The sequence below is a fragment of the Shewanella inventionis genome (assembly GCF_019931735.1).
Classification (GTDB): domain Bacteria; phylum Pseudomonadota; class Gammaproteobacteria; order Enterobacterales; family Shewanellaceae; genus Shewanella; species Shewanella inventionis.
In genome coordinates this window covers 328579-346712 of sequence record NZ_CP082926.1, presented here as the reverse complement: position 1 = coordinate 346712, position 18134 = coordinate 328579, and the positions used below count along the sequence as shown (strand labels likewise).

The 18134-nt window shown below is 43.1% G+C and carries 13 protein-coding genes; 10 read left to right on the top strand and 3 right to left on the bottom strand.

Annotated features, from left to right (window positions below):
- The first annotated feature begins 272 nt into the window (after positions 1–272).
- A protein-coding gene (locus K8B83_RS01630) for an IS630 family transposase (RefSeq protein WP_223419032.1) occupies positions 273–1308 on the top strand; the annotation gives its coding sequence in 2 pieces (ribosomal slippage) (positions 273–733 and positions 732–1308; 1038 coding nt in all).
- Between the two features lie 912 nt (positions 1309–2220).
- Here the strand turns inward: K8B83_RS01630 and K8B83_RS01625 are convergent.
- A complete protein-coding gene (locus K8B83_RS01625; RefSeq protein ID WP_188738975.1) occupies positions 2221–3582 on the bottom strand; it encodes a sigma-54 interaction domain-containing protein in 1362 nt (453 codons plus the stop codon).
- 260 nt (positions 3583–3842) lie between these two features.
- Between K8B83_RS01625 and K8B83_RS01620 the strand changes: the two genes are divergently transcribed.
- The 6 genes from K8B83_RS01620 (at position 3843) to K8B83_RS01595 (ending at position 8132) form a co-directional block, all read left to right on the top strand.
- Positions 3843–4337 carry a ferritin family protein gene (locus K8B83_RS01620; protein WP_223419030.1) on the top strand — a complete coding sequence of 165 codons (495 nt, stop codon included), beginning with the start codon at positions 3843–3845 and terminating at the stop codon, positions 4335–4337.
- 173 nt (positions 4338–4510) lie between these two features.
- A complete protein-coding gene (locus K8B83_RS01615; protein WP_188738977.1) occupies positions 4511–5068 on the top strand; it encodes a BON domain-containing protein in 558 nt (185 codons plus the stop codon).
- Between the two features lie 6 nt (positions 5069–5074).
- A complete protein-coding gene (locus K8B83_RS01610) occupies positions 5075–5416 on the top strand; it encodes a hypothetical protein (protein WP_223419028.1) in 342 nt (113 codons plus the stop codon).
- Positions 5417–5687: 271 nt separating this feature from the next.
- Entirely contained in the window at positions 5688–6272 is a 585-nt protein-coding gene (locus K8B83_RS01605) for a TetR/AcrR family transcriptional regulator (RefSeq protein ID WP_223419027.1), read from the top strand.
- A gap of 110 nt (positions 6273–6382) precedes the next feature.
- Positions 6383–6946: an NlpC/P60 family protein gene (locus K8B83_RS01600; protein WP_188738980.1), complete on the top strand. Its 564-nt coding sequence runs from the start codon at positions 6383–6385 to the stop codon at positions 6944–6946.
- Between the two features lie 154 nt (positions 6947–7100).
- Entirely contained in the window at positions 7101–8132 is a 1032-nt protein-coding gene (locus K8B83_RS01595; RefSeq protein ID WP_188738981.1) for a LacI family DNA-binding transcriptional regulator, read from the top strand.
- Positions 8133–8188: 56 nt separating this feature from the next.
- On the opposite strand, the gene gtfA is transcribed toward K8B83_RS01595, so the two are convergent.
- Positions 8189–9670, bottom strand: a complete 1482-nt coding sequence (gene gtfA, locus K8B83_RS01590) for a sucrose phosphorylase (RefSeq protein ID WP_188738982.1) — start codon at positions 9668–9670, stop codon at positions 8189–8191.
- 188 nt (positions 9671–9858) lie between these two features.
- On the opposite strand from gtfA, the gene K8B83_RS01585 reads away from it, so the two are divergent.
- The 3 genes from K8B83_RS01585 to K8B83_RS01575 all read left to right on the top strand — a co-directional run bounded on the left by K8B83_RS01585 (position 9859) and on the right by K8B83_RS01575 (position 14896).
- Positions 9859–11079, top strand: coding sequence for an MFS transporter (locus tag K8B83_RS01585; protein ID WP_188738983.1), 1221 nt, complete (start codon positions 9859–9861; stop codon positions 11077–11079).
- Positions 11080–11440: 361 nt separating this feature from the next.
- Complete coding sequence (locus K8B83_RS01580) at positions 11441–13837, top strand: TonB-dependent receptor domain-containing protein (protein ID WP_188738984.1); 2397 nt, start codon at positions 11441–11443, stop codon at positions 13835–13837.
- An 81-nt stretch (positions 13838–13918) separates the two neighbouring features.
- Positions 13919–14896, top strand: coding sequence for a carbohydrate kinase family protein (locus tag K8B83_RS01575; protein ID WP_188738985.1), 978 nt, complete (start codon positions 13919–13921; stop codon positions 14894–14896).
- A gap of 90 nt (positions 14897–14986) precedes the next feature.
- Here the strand turns inward: K8B83_RS01575 and K8B83_RS01570 are convergent, their stop codons facing one another.
- On the bottom strand, positions 14987–18127 hold the full coding sequence (locus K8B83_RS01570; RefSeq protein ID WP_188739068.1) for an efflux RND transporter permease subunit: 3141 nt from the start codon (positions 18125–18127) through the stop codon (positions 14987–14989).
- Positions 18128–18134: the final 7 nt, after the last annotated feature.

Below are 18134 nucleotides of genomic sequence, written 5' to 3'. Positions count from 1 at the left end.
GAAATTAATTTCTATTGAAAGCTTAAACACATACTGTTGTTAAAGCAAAGCGACAGTACGTGATTGATGGTGAGCTGTTTGAAGCTGATGATATGCTTCTGAGGTGAAACCTAAGTCGTTGTCTGTGATGATTCCACAGAGGTAATTTTCATTTTATGGCCTACGGCCACTAACGTCGTCCCGGTAATGCTTTGAGCCGGGACCCAGGTGTTATACCATTCCGCGAAAAAATGTGATCTAATTGCTATATCCGTTACTCACCTTTTTTAGCAATGAAACAACACACCAGTTTCGAATTAATCAGGCTATCCAAGCAAACAGCAGATGCCCGAATGCGTTTGCGATTATTGGCCGTAGCACACTTTCTTGAGGGAGCGAATAGAACTCAAGTCGCTGCTATGGCCAAGGTCAGTCGTCGGATTGTGAATCAATGGATCAGCAATTATTTAAGCCAAGGTCTAAGTGGTATTGAGAGTAAAAAGTCTTCAGGCAGACCACCGCGATTAACAGACGAGCAAGCCAAACAGTTAACCCTGATGTTGACAGAGGCTGCCAAATCAGAGGCCGGTGGTAGACTCACTGGTCAAGATATACGACGCTATATATTGAGCGAGTTTGGTATTTCGTTTCACCTCAATCACGTCTATAAAATACTTTATAAACTCGGATTTAGCTGGCTTTCTAGCCGTTCTAAACATCCGAAACAAGATGTTGAAGTCATGGAGGCTTTTAAAAAACTTCCCCTTGTCAACGATCGTTGACATCCCTGTTTTTGTGTCGCCGGCTGATGTAGATATCTGGTTTCAAGATGAAGCGCGTATTGGTCAGCAAAATACCACCACCAAACTTTGGGCTGAAAAAGGTACCCGTCCGCTCGCAGTGAGGCAACAGCAATTCGAGTATGTCCATCTTTTTGGTGCGGTTTGTCCGAGAAACGGAGCAACTGAGGCCTTCATTTCACCTTGCATCAATAAAGAGGTAATGCGACAACACTTAGGACAAATTTCCTTGGCGACATCAAGCGGGCGCTATGCTGTCGTGATTATGGATGGCGCGAGTTGGCATGCTAATGATATTGCAGATGATTTTGAGAATCTATCTATCGTAAAGCTACCGCCTTATTCTCCGGAATTAAACCCAATTGAGCAAGTGTGGAGTTGGTTAAGGCAGCATAAGTTAGCTAATCGTTGCTTTGAAGGTTACGAGTCAATAGTTGATGCCTGTAGTGAAGCGTGGAATGCATTCATTGAAGATAAAGAGCGTGTGAAAAAAATGTGCCATCGACAATGGGCAACAATGATCACTTAGTTATGCGGAATGGTATTATGTTTGCTTTTGTGTTTACTTATGGCCTTCGGCCACACCAGATCTAGAGTGGCCAACGAAAGTAAGTCGCTACACTAGATGCTATCTAACTCACTTTTGAACGGAAGATTTTATAAAACTTAACTCAGACTAAATTGAGGTGCTAGGCAACGATACTCAATGAAATCACTTCTATGACACGCGGTAAACCCATCCATGGGCGCTCTGCGAAAACATCCATGTTTTCGAAGGTCATAGCTGCGATTACATCCGCCGTATGGATATCTTCGATTTAACCTTGTTTGTCATTGAAAGATCTATGCATTTCTGGATGTTTCCATAAAATAAAGATCGGACAAAGGTTGGTTTTCAAATAACGTCTAGTATCCAAAATACCTCGTCATCTCTGTGTTTCATTAATAAATCTATCCGTGTTTGAAACGTTTTGAGCAATTTTCGTGGCGACGTTTTAACTTTATTTGTATCAATATCTCAGATTCAACCGCATTGTTAAACCATACTGCTTTCGGTTACTTATTCATCATGTTAATTCAAACTCTACTCTTTTAAGTTTGCAGATTAAGTAAACATTGATAGGGGCATCATGGATATTTGCGAGCTGACCGTCCGACCCATGGACGGGTCGGCCGAGCTACATGGATGTACTTGCTGCGTGTCAGTGCGTGAATGCCATGATGAAGCCATAATAGTAAACGTTACAGATACATTCTTTGTTGTGGGGTGAAGCGCCACGACGTTAGTGGCCGAAGGCCATAAGCACAAAGCTAACACCTGGATCCCGGCTCAAAAGCATTGCCGGGATGACGATATTGGTGTGTCCCGGCTCAAAAGTATTGCCGGGATGGCTAGATTCGTGGATTTCAACTCAGAATCACTTCTGGGATGATGAGTTTCTTAATCTTCTGAGCTGGTTTGATCTTCGTATTTGCTCAGTTTGTTGTACAAGGTTTTGACACTAATACCGAGCTGCTTCGCGGTGTCATTTTTATTGCCGGCGGTTTGATCTAACGCTTGATAGATTGCCACTTTTTCAAGTTCATCTAAACGCATGCCTGCGGGGATTTGTACATCGTCTTCAACTGACTCGGCCGACTGCTCTAACGGGGTAATATTGATATGGTTTACATCAATAATATTGTCGGCAAGAATGTAAGCGCGCTCGATTGCATGCTTTAACTCTCGCACATTACCAGGCCACTTTTGTTGTTGAATAAGGGCTAAAGCATCATCAGTAAAGGTTTTGCTGAGCTTTTCTGCCGAGTTACGATAGGCCAAAAAGTGCTGAGCTAAGCCGCTTATGTCGTCACCTCTGTCACGTAATGGCGGTACGCGAATTGGAAAGTGGGCTAAGCGAAAGTATAAGTCCTCGCGAAATTGTCCTTGCTCAATAGCCTTGGCGGGGTCGCGGTTGGTGGCGGCCACGATGCGTACATTGGCCTTTTTGACCTTTTGGCTGCCCACTTGTCGATATTCGTTATTTTCAAGCACCCGCAACAACTTCACTTGATGCTCGAGTGGCATTTCGGTGACTTCATCTAAAAATAGCGTGCCACCTTCAGCTTGTTCAAATACACCTGCATGATCTCGGTGTGCCCCAGTAAAGGCACCTTTTACATGACCAAATAACTCGCTGTCGACTAATTCTGGGCTTAATGCGCCACAGTTAATGGCAATAAAAGGCTCGTTTACTCGGCTGCTGGCTAAATGAATCGTATTGGCCACCAACTCTTTACCGGCTCCGCTTTCGCCAATAATAAGCACATTGCTTTCGGTTACTGCCACCTTACGGGTGGTGCGATACAGTTTATGCATGGCGCGCGATGAGCCCACAAGCAGACCATATTGGTCTAGCTCGCTTGAAAATGGCTGGTGTTTTTTAGCAGATAGTGTCGCCAGATCTTGGGCAAAGTCTTGTAAGGTGTCGTCAATCAGAGTCATGTCGTAAGGCTGGCGAAAATGATAACCCGCGCCTGTGGCCATCAGCTTATCGAGATTCGGGTTGGGTTTGCCTTCGCTTAAAAAGATAAATTCGATATCTGCCATTAACTCACTGTTGGCGATATCAACATAATCTTGTTGGCTAAGATTGGCGAGTTCGATAATGGCCACATCGACGGCGTTGTCTTCAAGTTGAGCCAGCCAAGATTGATCGACGCTACTGGCTATTTTATTGAAATGCTGGCAGCCGGGAACTTGTAAAAGCTGGGCTTGTGTTTGCGGCTGGCGCAAATGGTAAAAAAGTACTGGACGACCCATGTCGATATTACTCCCTGTCTATTAATACTCAATGTCAGTCAATGGTGTAAATTTGACAATCAAAGGCGGTAATTCTTTCCTATTCGACGCTTGTCCTGAAAGTGAAATGTCAGCATAACAATTTAAAATCAACAGTTTAATTAAACTTTGTCAATGTGTATGAATTATGCAAGTCATCATAATGACTCAATATGACATTTATTAGCAAGTTACGATACAAGCTAACAGTAAGCGTTACTCGATCGTAAGGAGATATGACATTGAATAGCAAACGAACTCACGAGGTGATGCATGACGGTAGCGACTTATGGTTAATCAATGAAGCCATCGATTTATGCCAGGCGGGGCAACAATTTTATACCCAGGCAACAGAAGGGGCTGACGACTACAATTTAAAACGGATTTTTAGGCATATGGCAGAGATCAGAAAAACGATGTTAAGCCGACTCACAGCATTGTTTAAACAAGTTGAACCGCGATACCCGCAAACAATTGAAAGTATTGATACGTTAAGGCCGTCATTGACCCCCTATTATGCCGAGGCTGAAAAAGCCATCGCGCACAACCGCATGACAAAAGCGATTAAGGTGCTGATTACCGCTGAGCAATATGTGTTAAGCCGCCTCAAGCTTGCCGCTAAGCGCGCGAATAGCCAACGTGTTACTAGGCAATTAGCAGAGAGCATTGCATCGTTGCAAATCAGTTGCGACAGCATGAAAAACTTATCACTTAACGAGTCGAGCCAATCGCCATGAAATTTTTACATCAAGTCGGTAAAAAAGTCCGAAAGTAAGTCACTATTATTGAAAGGCTTTGCACAAACATTAATAGTAAATCATTTTAAAACAGCAACTTAAGAGTCTTGGCACAGTTCACGCACTATCTAAGGTGTAATACAGGATTAACATTAACAATGGAGAATATCTTTATGAAAAAGACGACATTATCAGTATTAACAAGCATTGTTCTTGGTTCAATGGCATTTACTGCAAACGCAGCTCAAGATTGGCAGAATGATGCAAAAGATGCATGGATTGATGGTAAAGCTGAAACCACGTTATTGTTAAACACTAACCTTAACTCTTTTGATATTAATACCGACGTAACAGACGGCAATGTAACCTTAACCGGTAAAGTAAACAGCAGCGTTGATAGGGCACTGGCTGGCGAATTAGTCAAAAGTGTTGACGGTGTCAACGAGGTTAATAACGAATTAACCGTGATGAAACAGCACCATGATAAAGACGATGACAGCGAAACGTTAGCCGAAACCTTAACCGACTCAAAAGTGGCTACTGTGGTGAAAACTCGCTTATTATTTTCAACTGACATTTCGGGTACCGAAATTGATGTTGACGTTGAAAACGGCGTAGTTACTTTAGAAGGTACAGTATCGAGTGACGCTGAACGTGATTTAGCCTTAACGATTGCTAAAAATACCGACGACGTTAAAAAGGTTGTCGATGAATTACGCATTACTGGGTAATCGTGATTGATTAGCTTATTATTAACCAGCCTTCGGGCTGGTTTTTTAATGGGGTCACTTTTAATGGGCAGCAATGATATGCATGATGACAAAATAAGCCGTGGTTATTTGGCGCTATCATCGAGATATTTACCCGGCCTAGTTGTGGCAATGAGTGTGTTGTTAAGCGGATGCAGTAGCGTGTTATGCCAGGCGCAAACAGATAAAGCGACCGATCCTTTAAGCCAATATGACCAGCAAAAACAATGTGAGCAATTGGTTAATCAACACATCGATGATGAACGTCGCCAGCAGCGCGCAGATACCCAACAACTGCTCGATGAGTCTATTAAGCAAAACACCCACTAATTATTCTCCCGCGGCTCACTCTTTGTTACTTTCTGTGTTGCTCATAGCAGTTATGAATGTGTAGCCACAACTCATTGGCCGACTTTTTTACTTAACCTGAATTCAGGTTATTTAGCTCCTTTTTAAGTCAACTCCCTTTACGCTAACCTCACTAATGTCTTTGCCTTTTAGTGCTTATTAATTGCAACGAGCTCCAATGTTATCGATGAACTGAAAACAAATAGACGACTGGTCTATTTTTGTTTATCGTAGCGCCAAATTGGGAGAGCTTATGAACAAAAATACCACCAGTAAACAGTCGATTTGCGCCGTCGGTGAAAAGCTATTTGCTTTACACGGATATAGCGCCGTGGGGATTAAACTTATATTGGATGAAGTGGGCATTCCTAAAGGCTCGTTTTATCACTACTTTGCCAGTAAAGAAGCCTTTGCTGCTGAAGTCGCGCAATATTATTTTGACCAACGTATCGCACCGATAGCCATGGATCTTAATGCTAACTTTAAAACTAACGTTACAGTGGTATTGAGTGGCTACCATCAACTTATCGACCTTTTGTTTAGCGACAGCCAACCCCGTGGGTGCTTAATGGGCAACTTAATGGTTGAAGTGAATCCGCAGATGACCTTGTTACATCAGACACTGAATCAACTGTTTGACCAGTGGTTGAGTCTGTTTAACGCGCTTATTGAACAAGGGCAGCAGCAAGGGTTTATTAAAAAAGACATGAGCGCGAGTGTGTTGTCGAACATTTTTTGGTCAAATTGGCAAGGGACTATGCTACGCTGTCAAATTAAAGCGGATAAAACTGCAGCAAAACGTTCAATTGTGCAATGTATGCAGCTGATTACCCGTTAAATTAAGTTACTAAATACCGTTATAACATCTGTTATGGCGTATTTTTATTGTGTAATTGTTTAAAGATCTTTATATTTCGGTGATTTTTTCGGGTCTTGGAGTGGGTCGAATTGGCTAAAAGAATAGTATTTGCTTGTTTAGTGGTGTTGCTGTCTGCGTGCGCGTCTAATCCACCTGTTGTGGTTGCCCCAAAACCTGTGGTGGTTCCACCAGTAATTGAACCTGAACCGCCTAAGTGGAGCGAGTCAAGCTTACTCAGTTTTCATGACCAATGGAAAGGCACGCCGTATCGGTTAGGAGGCTTAAGCCGTAACGGTATTGATTGCTCTGGTTTTGTGTATTTAGCCTATCTTGATATTGTGGGTGAAAAGTTACCTCGCTCAGTCAATGCACAACGGATTTTAGGGAAAGAAGTCCCTAGGCATCAGCTTGATATTGGTGATTTGGTGTTTTTTAAAACTGGCCGCACGACCCGTCATGTGGGGATTTACATGGGCCAGGATAAGTTTTTACATGCCTCGACCAAAAAAGGCGTGAAAATATCTAGCTTAAATAATGTCTATTGGAAGCCGCGTTATTGGTTTGCAAAACGTTTAACAAATCCGACAGAGCAGCAAAATATGTCACTAGCCAGTTTGGTTAACTACGCTCAACAATACAATCTACAAGATTAACCCTTAATCTTTGCCTATTTCGTGCCCTGAGTTTTATTTGGGCACGTCTTATCCTCATTGTTACTTTGCTTTGATTGTTTTCGGTGTCTGTCATCGGTATATTCATAGTACTTATTGCTCATAGAGAGCGTCGTAACGACTTGAGTGGACCCGCATGTCAGAGTCTAAGCATTGGACCTTAAAAAGTATTGCTAAACAATTAGGCGTGTCGAATGCGACAGTGTCTAATGCGTTTAATCGCCCAGACCAACTCTCAGAAAAACGTCGCACAGAGATTTTAGCGGCTTGTAAAGAACTAGGGTATTTTGGCCCAAACAAAGCAGCACAGTCTTTAAGGCGTGGCAAGTTTGATACAGTGGCACTGGTGTTGTCGGACAGTATTGAGTACATGGTGTCTGATCCTGTTGCAAGCCGATTTATGAAAGGCGTTGCCGCTGTTTTTGAGCAACATAAAATTAATCTATTATTGTTTTCAGGCAGTGCCGACAGTGTAAATAGCATTAATGATTTTGTTGATGGTTTTATTTGTTATGGCCGCCCACGAAATCGTTTGCTGGCCGAACAGTTAAAAAAAATTCGTAAAAAAGTTGTTACTGTCGACTTTAATATTCACCGCAGCGCGTCTGTGAGTATTGATAACAAAGCCGGTGCCTATGAGGTTGCAAAACTGGCAATTAAGTCGCCAAATGACCATGTTGCAATTCTTGGTCTACGCTTGCTAGACACCCATTTAACCTGTCGTGTTTATGATATTCATTCGATGGAGATCGACACATCTGTTGCACATCAACGCCTGCAAGGTTATTTGGATGCAATTAGTGATACAGGCGTTAAATTAGGTGATGATCGTATTTGGAATATTCCTGAAAGCAACTCTGATTTTGCCAGTATTGCAGCCAAAGAGGCATTAAATAGTGTTCCTCGGCCTAACGTATTCTTGTGTATGAGTGACTTAATCGCCTTGAGCTTAATGCGCGAAGCGATACAACAAGGAATACGGATCCCTGAAGATATTCGCGTGGTGGGTTTTGATGGCATTGATGAGGCCGCACGAATGTTGCCGGCGCTAACGACGGTTTACCAACATTCTGAACAAAAAGGGCGTAAAGCCGCTGAAATGTTTATTGCCGATGCCCATCATGCAGAATTATTGGGGTATGAGTTGTCGATAGGTGGCAGTTGTTGATGTAATGCGTTGTAAACATAAGAATCAGGCGCTATTGGCGCCTGATTTTTTACAATTTAAGCACTGTGTTTTTTCAGTAAATCAGCAATCACAATGTCAGTTGTTTGTTGTGCTTCCACAATATTGATTCTTGCTTGTTTGGTTGCAAAATCGACAGTAAGCGTGGCTTTGCTGTCGTTTAAACTCCATGTTAGCTCAAGCTGGTTATCTTGATTGTGCATACTAAACTCGCCATTAAATGCCTTAATGGTATTGCGAAGCGTAATCAGTTCACACAGTGCTTTTACAACAGGCTTTTGCATAGACTGCTGAATATCGCTCACCTGCAAATAAGGACGATTAATATCGCGACCTACCTTGGTATTGTTGAGTAATTCCATGGCATTGGGTTCTGCAAGTAAGCCTGTGTAGTAAACCTGTGGAATACCCGGGGCAAAAAACTGTACACTGCGTGCAATCAGGTAGTCTATGTCATTTTGTCCTAAAGCATCATAATAAGTGCAGTTGACTTGGTATAAGTCAACGTTGCTTGCTGCCGCCCCTGTTGCCTGCAAGCTTTCGCCGTTGCTGTTGCGGTGGATACTATTGACTAAATTATCTATTTCAGCTGGCGTTAATAAACCTGCTTTATTGCCAACAGGACCCGCATCGATAATACCAATGCCATCGTGAGTGTCTAATACCGTCACGCAGTTACGCGGGGCAATGGATAGCCAATGGCTTAACGCGCTTGAGTCATGGCTAAACAAGCTGTGTAAAAGTAGCGGTGGTAATGCAAAGTCGTACACCATGTCTACACGTTTAGCGATGTCGATTTGCGTCATATAATGAGAATGAATTTCTGCCAATGTGGTCATGCCAAGGCTATTGGCCTTTTTGGCTAATTCATCTACAAATGCAAAAGATTCATCAATCATAAAGCAACTGGTACCCGGTTTTTTAATCGCGTAGCCTGCGGCATCAAGTCTAATTAGATTCACTTTACTTTCGTGAAAGCGCATTAATACATTATTGAGGTGGGCTTTTCCTGCCTCGGTGTGAACATTAATGTCTATTTGGTTTGATGTAAATGTTGTCCAAAATTCTGCTTCAGTGCCATCAGCAAGTTGGTATGTTGTGAAGCAACTCCCTGGACGTGGACGATAAATTTTTGCCTGGTCTTCAGCACTTAACCCATTGGGGAATACGCTTTCTTTGGTTAAGAACAAATCCCAATATGGTGATTGCTTACCCTTGGCTAACACGTCTTTAAACTCAGTTGATTCGGCAGACATATGGTTAACAATTAAGTCGGCCATAATATCGTATTGCTCACCAATTGCTTTTACGTCGTTCCAATCCCCTAGACGCGCATCGACTTTGCTGTGGTCAATGGGATCAAATCCGGCATCGCTTCCGTCTATTGGGTAATAAAATGGCAATAAATGCACGCCACCAAAAAGATCGTGTAGTTCTGTGTTCAGAACCTGTTTGAGTCCTTTTAAGTCTGAGTGCGCGATACGGTCTACGTATGTAATCAGCTGAACATTATTTTTCATTTTGGTGACTCTTAAAGTAAATTTATAAAAAAAACTTAATCGATTAAGTTGTATATTTAACCAAGATGAAACATTATTCAAGGGCTTTGTTTAAAATTGAGTTCGTTTTCTGTGGGAGAAGACGGATGAGAATGAGGTTGTTGACTCAAAAAACCACAAATAAAGTTTATAACAATAAGGTGGATAGTATGACTAGTACGTTGAATACACATGAAAATAGAGACGACTCTAGGATCAGAATGCTGACATATTTGATGTTTTTTATGTTTGCAATGACCTCAGATGCTGTTGGGGTGATTATTCCGGAATTAATTACAACGTTTGATTTATCGATGTCACAGGCAAGTGCATTTCATTATATGCCGATGCTTTTTATTGCATTAAGCGGTCTCTTTTTGGGCTTTTTAGCCGATAAACTAGGGCGTAAGGCTACGATTTTAATTGGCTTACTATTGTTTGCTCTAGCGAGTTTTATGTTTGCTCTGGGCGAATCGTTTTATTATTTTTTGTTTTTATTGGCGTTAGTCGGGATTGCCATTGGTGTATTTAAAACAGGAGCGCTTGGGCTGATTGGCGATATTTCGACGAGTTCAAAACAGCACTCAAGTACCATGAATACCGTTGAAGGCTTTTTTGGTGTGGGTGCAATGGTGGGGCCTGCCATTGTGAGTTATTTACTCATTACAGGCGTGTCATGGAAATATCTTTATTTTGGTGCGGGGGTGTTTTGCTTGGTATTGTGTTGGTTAGCTTATCGAGCGCCATACCCACAACTTAAGCGCACATCGACTCAAGAAATTAACCTTGCCAGTACCTTTAAAATGATGAAAAACCCTTATGCATTAGGGTATTCGCTTGCAATTGGGTTGTATGTTGCAACTGAGGTGGCCATTTATGTGTGGATGCCGACATTGCTGCTTAATTATGAAGGTGATTTAGTGTTAATTGCCACCTATGCACTTACCATCTTTTTTACCTTACGGGCAATTGGTCGCTTTTTGGGGGGCTGGATACTTAATCGGTTTAGTTGGCAGCAAGTGATGTTTTGGTTTAGCTTGGCGATCAGCTTATGTTATTTAGGCGCCATGATTTATGGTATTGCTGCTGCGGTTATTTTGCTGCCATTGTCAGGATTATTTATGTCAATGATTTACCCAACATTAAACTCTAAGGGGATCAGCTGTTTCCCTGTTGAACAGCATGGTTCCGTGGCGGGTGTTATTTTGTTTTTTACCGCACTATCTGCTGCGTTAGGTCCATTGCTAATGGGGTTTGTGGGCGATATTTTTGGTCACGTTAAATATGGTTTCTATCTTGCCACTGGTTTTGCATTTTTGTTGTGCTTAATGGCTATTTATAACCTGTTTAAAGACCCTTCTGGTCATCTCTTATCTACTAATGTTGAATAATTACCTCGAATGTTAAATTTATATTTAATTTAATAAACATTAACTTAAGTAAAAAAATAGTATTTAGCTGTTAATTGAACATAAATTGTACTTGCAATTTACAGTTTAGTTGCTAAATTGTATCTTAATCGATTAAGTTGATTTTTGGGTAACGTGTAAACGGGTTGGTTTGGGGTTAATTAATAGGTTGATCTCAAACACGAGAGTAGCGTTTTTGCATTTGATGAAGTGAGCTAGGTTTGCTAGTAAGCTAGTCTCACGAAATAACCAAACAGACTTAATAGATTGATATAAAAGATAAAGACGATGTTGTTATGGGGAGATTAGACAACATCAATATACTCTATGTGGGGACATAAAAATGATAAATAGCACATCGACAAAGTTTGTATTAAGTACGCTTGCTGTGATGGTTAGCTCAAGCCTTTGGGCGGCTGACGCTGAAACGGCTGACACACAAAAAGATGCCATTGGTTTGGAACGTATCACTGTAACGGGGGTTGCTCGTGGTACCCGAGTTATGGACTCGAGCGTGTCAGTGAGTAGTGTATCTCCAGACGATTTGGCCATCAGCTCTCCGCGCTCGTCGGCTGAAGCGTTTCGTATTATTCCGGGCATGAAAGTTGAGTCTACTGGTGGTGAGGGCAATGCAAACATCGCGGTTCGCGGTTTACCTGTTGCTTCTGGTGGTGCTAAATTTTTACAAATCCAAGAAGATGGTTTACCTATTTTGCAGTTTGGCGATATAGCCTTTGGTAACGCTGATATATTTTTACGTATTGATTCAACAACACAAACTATCGAATCAATCCGTGGCGGTTCAGCGTCAACTGCTGCCAGTAACGCGCCTGGTGGCATTATTAACGTAATCAGCAAAACGGGTACCAGCGACGCAGGTAGTGTTTCATCTACTGTAGGGTTAGATTACGACACGTTACGCACTGATTTTGAATATGGCGCAAGCATTAACGATTCAATGCGTTTCCATATTGGTGGTTTTGTGCGTACTGGTGATGGCCCGCGTGATCCAGGCTACACGGCTAACAAAGGCGGCCAGATTAAAGCTAATATTACAAAAGAGTTTGACAGTGGTTATGTCCGTTTATACTTCAAACATTTAGATGATAAGAGCATTGGTTATTTACCTATGCCAATGTACTCAGATGGAAGTTCAATTAGCGGCTTTGATTCTAAATCAGATACTGTTCACTCAGCTAATTTGTTATCAACGCTTCGGTTAGATGCCGATGGCAATATCAGTCGTGGCGACATGCGTGATGGCATGAATCCTATTGTCAACTCTGTGGGTTTAGAGGCGTCATTTGATTTAGGCGATGATTGGTTGGTTGAAAACCGTTTCCGTGTATCTGACGTTAGCGGCAACTTTATGTCGTTGATCCCTGCCGAAGTCGGAAGCAGCTCTAGTATTGCTGACAGTATCGGTGGTGCAGGTTCACAGTTACTTTACGCTAATGGCGCTAATGCTGGTGAGGTTTTTCAAAGCGACTTAGCGATGCGAGTTCACTCATTCGACGTGACCATGAATGATTTTGGTTCGATTGTGAATGATATGAAGCTAACCAAAAGTTTTGATGATTCTGACGTGACATTTGGTTTTTATACCGCCACGCAAAATATCAATATGACCTGGATGTGGAACTCATACTTAATGGAAGTAAAAGGTGATAATGCCGCACTTCTTGATGTGGTTGCTGCTGACGGCACGTCATATTCTGACAACGGTTTGTACGCTTACGGCGTGCCATATTGGGGCAACTGTTGCCAACGTAATTACGATTCTGACTACACCATTAAAGCACCGTACATTGCAGCATCAACTAAGTTTGGTGACTTATCATTAGATGGTAGCTTGCGTTATGACTCTGGTGATGCAAGTGGCTATTACGCTGGTAGCGTTCAGTCTCAGGTTGACATGAACCGTGACGGTACTATTTCTCAGCCAGAACTGAGCGTATCGTCAATCGATAATGCGGACCCGCAATTGGTAAATTACGATTGGGGCTACATGTCTTACTCATTAGGTGCTAACTATCAAATCTCTGAAGATTTAGCCGCATTTGGTCGTATCAGTCATGGCGGTCGTGCTAATGCTGACCGTTTGCTATTTGGTAAAGTGCGCGCCGATGGCTCTGTTGCAGATGAAGACTCTGTCGACGAAGTTGACCAGTATGAAATGGGTGTTAAATATCGCTATGACAGTTTGTCAGTGTTTGCGACTGCGTTTTATTCTGAAACCGAAGAGCAAAACTTTGAAGCGACTAGCCAAAACTTTTTTGACCGTAAATATGAGGCAAAAGGGCTTGAGTTAGAAGGGGCTTACTACGTTGGCGATTTTGATTTTCGCGGTAACGTAACCTGGACAGATGCTGAAATTGTGGCGGATGCATTAAATCCTGATGTTGTGGGCAATACGCCACGTCGTCAAGCAGACTTTATTTACTCGCTAATGGGTCGCTATAACTTTGATAAAGGTTCTGTTGGCGTCAACTTGATTGGTACAACTGACACCTATGCACAAGATAATAACGACCTTGAATTTGACGGTTACACTCAGGTAAATGCCTTTGCATCTTATCAGTTAACTGATGCGCTTTCGCTAGCATTAAACGTTAACAACTTGTTCGATACTGTGGGTATTACTGAAGCTGAAGAGGGTTCAATTCCTGATAACAATATTATCAGAGCACGAACCATCAATGGCCGTACAACTACCGCTACAGTTAAGTATGAGTTTTAACTGCTGACATAGTCTGCAACATTGATAATTAATCCCCTGTTAACAAGCCCATGAAAATGGGCTTTTTTTTTGGAAACAAATATGACGACATTATTGAGTTTTGGTGAAGTGCTGGTTGATTTACTGCCTGTTGATGATCAGCCATTAATGCACCAGCCTATCGCGGGTGGCGCGCCAGCAAACGTGGCAGTAGGGTACGCCAAATTAGGTGGTCGCAGCTATTTTGCTGGTGGCATCAGTGACGATGAGTATGGGCACATGTTAACGCGAGAATTGGCTGGGCATGGGGTCGATGTCAGTCATTTAGCATTAGTGCCCAATGCAGCAACGGCCACAGTGCTGGTAAATTTGGATGCTAATGGCGAGCGTTCATTTAGCTTTAATCGTCAAGATACGGCAGATATGCTTTATAGCGCGGCTCATTTTGATTCCTTAAATTGGTCTGTGGTTGATATATTCCATTTGTGCTCAAACACCTTTACAGAGGCCGCTATTTTTAACAGTAGCATGCATGGAGTAAAAACAGCTTATGCCCAGAAAAAGCTAATCAGTTTTGATGTTAACTTACGCTTGTCTTTATGGGCAGATGTTAACTTATTGGCCGGCCGCGTTGAGCAGTGCTTACCGTATACACATGTTCTTAAAATGAGCCATGAGGAAGCCGTATTTTTGGCTGGAGCTCGTGGTGTTGATGTTGAAGAGTACTTACAGCATTGCTTACACCAGGGGGTAACCCTAATTTTAATCACAAATGGCCCAGAGCCAGTGCGCTGTTTCAGTCAGGCGTTTTCTTTTGAAGTGGCCGTTCCGTGCATTCAACCGGTAGATACCACCGCGGCAGGCGACAGTTTTGTAGCTGGACTATTGTGGCAGCTAGGTGAATCTTTTGAGCATGCGAGTGCGGGTGATTATGGTAATGTGACTGAGGTATTATCTAGCCGGGCAGTAGTGGAGCATGCTGTTAAATTTGCGATAAAATGTGGTGCAATGACCTGCAGTGTTAAGGGGGCGTTTCCTGCGTTACCTAGCCTAGTTGAACTGATTAAGTCTGAAAAGTAATTGCTTCGCAATTGATAAAAAAGAGGTAATCCTTGCGGCTTACCTCTTTGCTGTTTAAATAACCTGAAGTATGAATAACTCAGTTGTAGGCTAGTCTGCTTCGACTGTTTTAGCGCGTTTTGCTAAGGCGTAGTAAAACAGTGGTGTGAGCAGTAGACCAAATATGGTCACACCAATCATACCGGCAAACACTGCTACACCAATGGCTTGACGCATTTCTGCCCCTGGGCCACTTGAGAACACCATAGGCACTACACCCATAATAAAGGCGATAGATGTCATTAAAATGGGGCGTAAACGTAAGCGGCCAGCCTCAAGAATGGCTTGTAACGGCTCCATGCCTTTGTCTTGCAGCTCTTTAGCAAACTCAACAATTAAGATGGCATTTTTGGTTGCCAGCCCCACCAAAACAATCAGTCCGATTTGGGTAAAGATGTTGTTGTCGCCGCCGTATATTAATACGCCACTGATTGCCGACAGAATCGTCATCGGAATAATTAAGATAATCGCCAACGGTAAACTTAAGCTTTCGTACTGTGCGGCTAATACCATAAACACTAATAAAATGATTAATGGGAAGATATACACGCCTGCATTACCGGCCAATATTTGCTGGTAAGTAATTTCAGTCCATTCGTAAGTCATGCCGTTTGGTAAGGTTTCGGCCAGGATTTTTTCAATCGCAGCTTGTGCCTCGCCACTACTAAAACCAGGTGCTGCACCGCCATTAAGCTCGGCAGTGGTAAAGCCGTTGTAGTGCATAACGCGATCTGGACCTGCCACATTGGCCACGTTAATAAATGAGCCAATAGGCACCATTTCACCCTGGTTGTTGCGTACCTTGAGCTGAGCTATTTGCTCTGGTGTTTGTCTAAACTGCTCGTCTGCTTGCACGTTAACCTGGTATGTGCGGCCAAACTGGTTAAAGTCGTTGGCGTAAACCGACCCCATATAACCTTGTAGCGTGGCAAACAATTCGTCTAACGACACGGCTTGTTGCTTGGCTTTGGTGCGGTCAACTTCTACTTCAAGTTGTGGCACATTAACCTGATAACTTGAGAACACACCAGCTAATTCTGGCGTTGCCCAAGCTTTTTGCATGACCTGCATGGTCACTTTATACAGCTCATCGTAGCCGTGGTTTGCCCGGTCTTGAATTTGCAATCTAAAACCACCGATTGTGCCTAAACCTTGTACCGGAGGTGGTGGAAAAATCGCAATAAATGCACCATCAATGGCGGCAAACTTTTGGTTTAACGCGGCGGCAATAGCCCCAGCTGAAAGCGATGGATCTTTACGGTCGGCAAAGTCATCTAGCGGGGTAAACAAAATTGCGCTGTTAGTGCTGTTAGTAAAGCCGTTAATGCTTAAGCCTGGAAACGCCACTGCATGTGCGACTCCCGGTTGCTCTAGCGCAATGGATGACATTTGCTTCACGATGGCTTCGGTGCGATCAAGCGATGCTGCGTCGGGTAATTGTGCAAAGGCAATTAAGTATTGTTTGTCTTGCCCTGGTACGTAACCTGTTGGTGTGCTTGCAAATTGTAAACCTGTTACGCCGACTAAGCCGACATACAACACACCCACAACAACACCAAAGCGAGTCACTTTTTTCACGACCCAGCCGTAACCGTCAGACAGTTTTGCAAAGAAACGGTTAAACGGGGCAAATAACCAACCACCCAGCATTTTGTCCATGCCACGGGTAAGGAAGTCTTGCTTGTCGTGATGACTCTTAAGTAACAATGCCGATAACGCAGGGCTTAAGGTCAACGAGTTTATCGCCGAAATAAAGGTCGAAATGGTAATGGTCAAGGCAAACTGTTTATAAAATTGGCCGGTTAAACCTGACATAAATGCCGTTGGAATAAATACCGCGGCCAATACTAAGGTAGTGGCGATAATGGGGCCGGTCACTTCTTTCATGGCTTTTTGTGTTGCCGCTAAAGGTGATAAGCCTTCTTCGATATTACGCTCAACGTTTTCCACCACAACAATAGCGTCGTCGACCACAATACCAATGGCCAATACTAAGCCAAATAATGACAAGGCATTAAGCGAGAAGCCCATCAAGTGCATAAAGGCAAAGGTACCCACAAGTGATACAGGTACTGCCACTAATGGAATAATTGAGGCGCGCCAGGTTTGTAAAAACAACACCACCACTAATACCACCAGTAAAATGGCTTCTAGTAAGGTTTTTACCACAGCTTCAATCGAGCCGCGTACGAATACCGTTGGGTCGTAAACGATATCGTAGGTTAAGCCTTCTGGGAAGGTGGCTGATATTTCTTTCATTTTGGCGCGAACGTCATCAGAAATCTGAATCGCGTTAGAGCCAGATGCTTGGAACACAGGTAGTGCCGCAGCATCTTTATTGTCTAGCATTGAACGCAGTGCATAAGTTGATGCGCCTAGTTCAACACGTGCAACATCTTTTAAGCGGGTGATTTGGCCTTGAGAGCCCACTTTAACAATAATGTTTTCAAATTCTTCAACGTTGGCCAAACGGCCTTTTACATTGATAAGCAGTTGGAAATCACTGTCGCCACTAGGCTGTGCGCCTAAGCTACCTGCGGCTGCTTGTTGGTTTTGCTCACGAATGGCCGCAACTACATCGCTAGGTGACAAACCTATTGCGGCCACTTTATTCGGGTCTAACCACACACGCATGCTGTAGTCGCCGGCGCCAAATACTCGCACCGCGCCCACGCCTTCAATACGGGCAAGTTCGTCTTTAACTTTTAACACCGCATAGTTAGACAGGTACAGCATGTCATAACGATTGTCGGGCGAGGTTAAATGCACCACCATGGTTAAGTCTGGTGATGATTTTTCGGTCACAATCCCTAAACGTTGTACTTCTTCTGGTAAACGCGGTTTTGCACGTTCAACTCGGCTTTGTACCTGGGTTTGTGCTAAATCAACATCGGTACCAATGGCAAAGGTGACCGTTAATGTCATGCGGCCATCAGAGGTGGCTTGAGATGACATGTAAAGCATGTTCTCAACGCCGTTGATCTCTTGTTCTAATGGTGATGCGACGGTTTCTGCGATCACTTTTGGGTTGGCACCAGGGTAGTTTGCAGTCACTACGACCGTTGGCGGTACCACTTCTGGGTATTCGGTGATCGGTAATTGCCAAACTGCCAGTGCGCCCGCGATAAAAAACAATAGCGACAGCACTGCGGCAAAAATCGGTCTTTTAATAAAAAATTGCGACAACATGATAGGGGTA

Bases quoted from the DNA above. Each gene is read 5' to 3' on its own strand.
- K8B83_RS01625 (WP_188738975.1), bottom strand. From the start codon at position 3,582: ATGGGTCGTCCAGTACTTTTTTACCATTTGCGCCAGCCGCAAACACAA.
- K8B83_RS01615 (WP_188738977.1), top strand. From the start codon at position 4,511: ATGAAAAAGACGACATTATCAGTATTAACAAGCATTGTTCTTGGTTCA.
- K8B83_RS01605 (WP_223419027.1), top strand. From the start codon at position 5,688: ATGAACAAAAATACCACCAGTAAACAGTCGATTTGCGCCGTCGGTGAA.
- K8B83_RS01595 (WP_188738981.1), top strand. From the start codon at position 7,101: ATGTCAGAGTCTAAGCATTGGACCTTAAAAAGTATTGCTAAACAATTA.
- gtfA (WP_188738982.1), bottom strand. From the start codon at position 9,670: ATGAAAAATAATGTTCAGCTGATTACATACGTAGACCGTATCGCGCAC.
- K8B83_RS01585 (WP_188738983.1), top strand. From the start codon at position 9,859: ATGACTAGTACGTTGAATACACATGAAAATAGAGACGACTCTAGGATC.
- K8B83_RS01580 (WP_188738984.1), top strand. From the start codon at position 11,441: ATGATAAATAGCACATCGACAAAGTTTGTATTAAGTACGCTTGCTGTG.
- K8B83_RS01575 (WP_188738985.1), top strand. From the start codon at position 13,919: ATGACGACATTATTGAGTTTTGGTGAAGTGCTGGTTGATTTACTGCCT.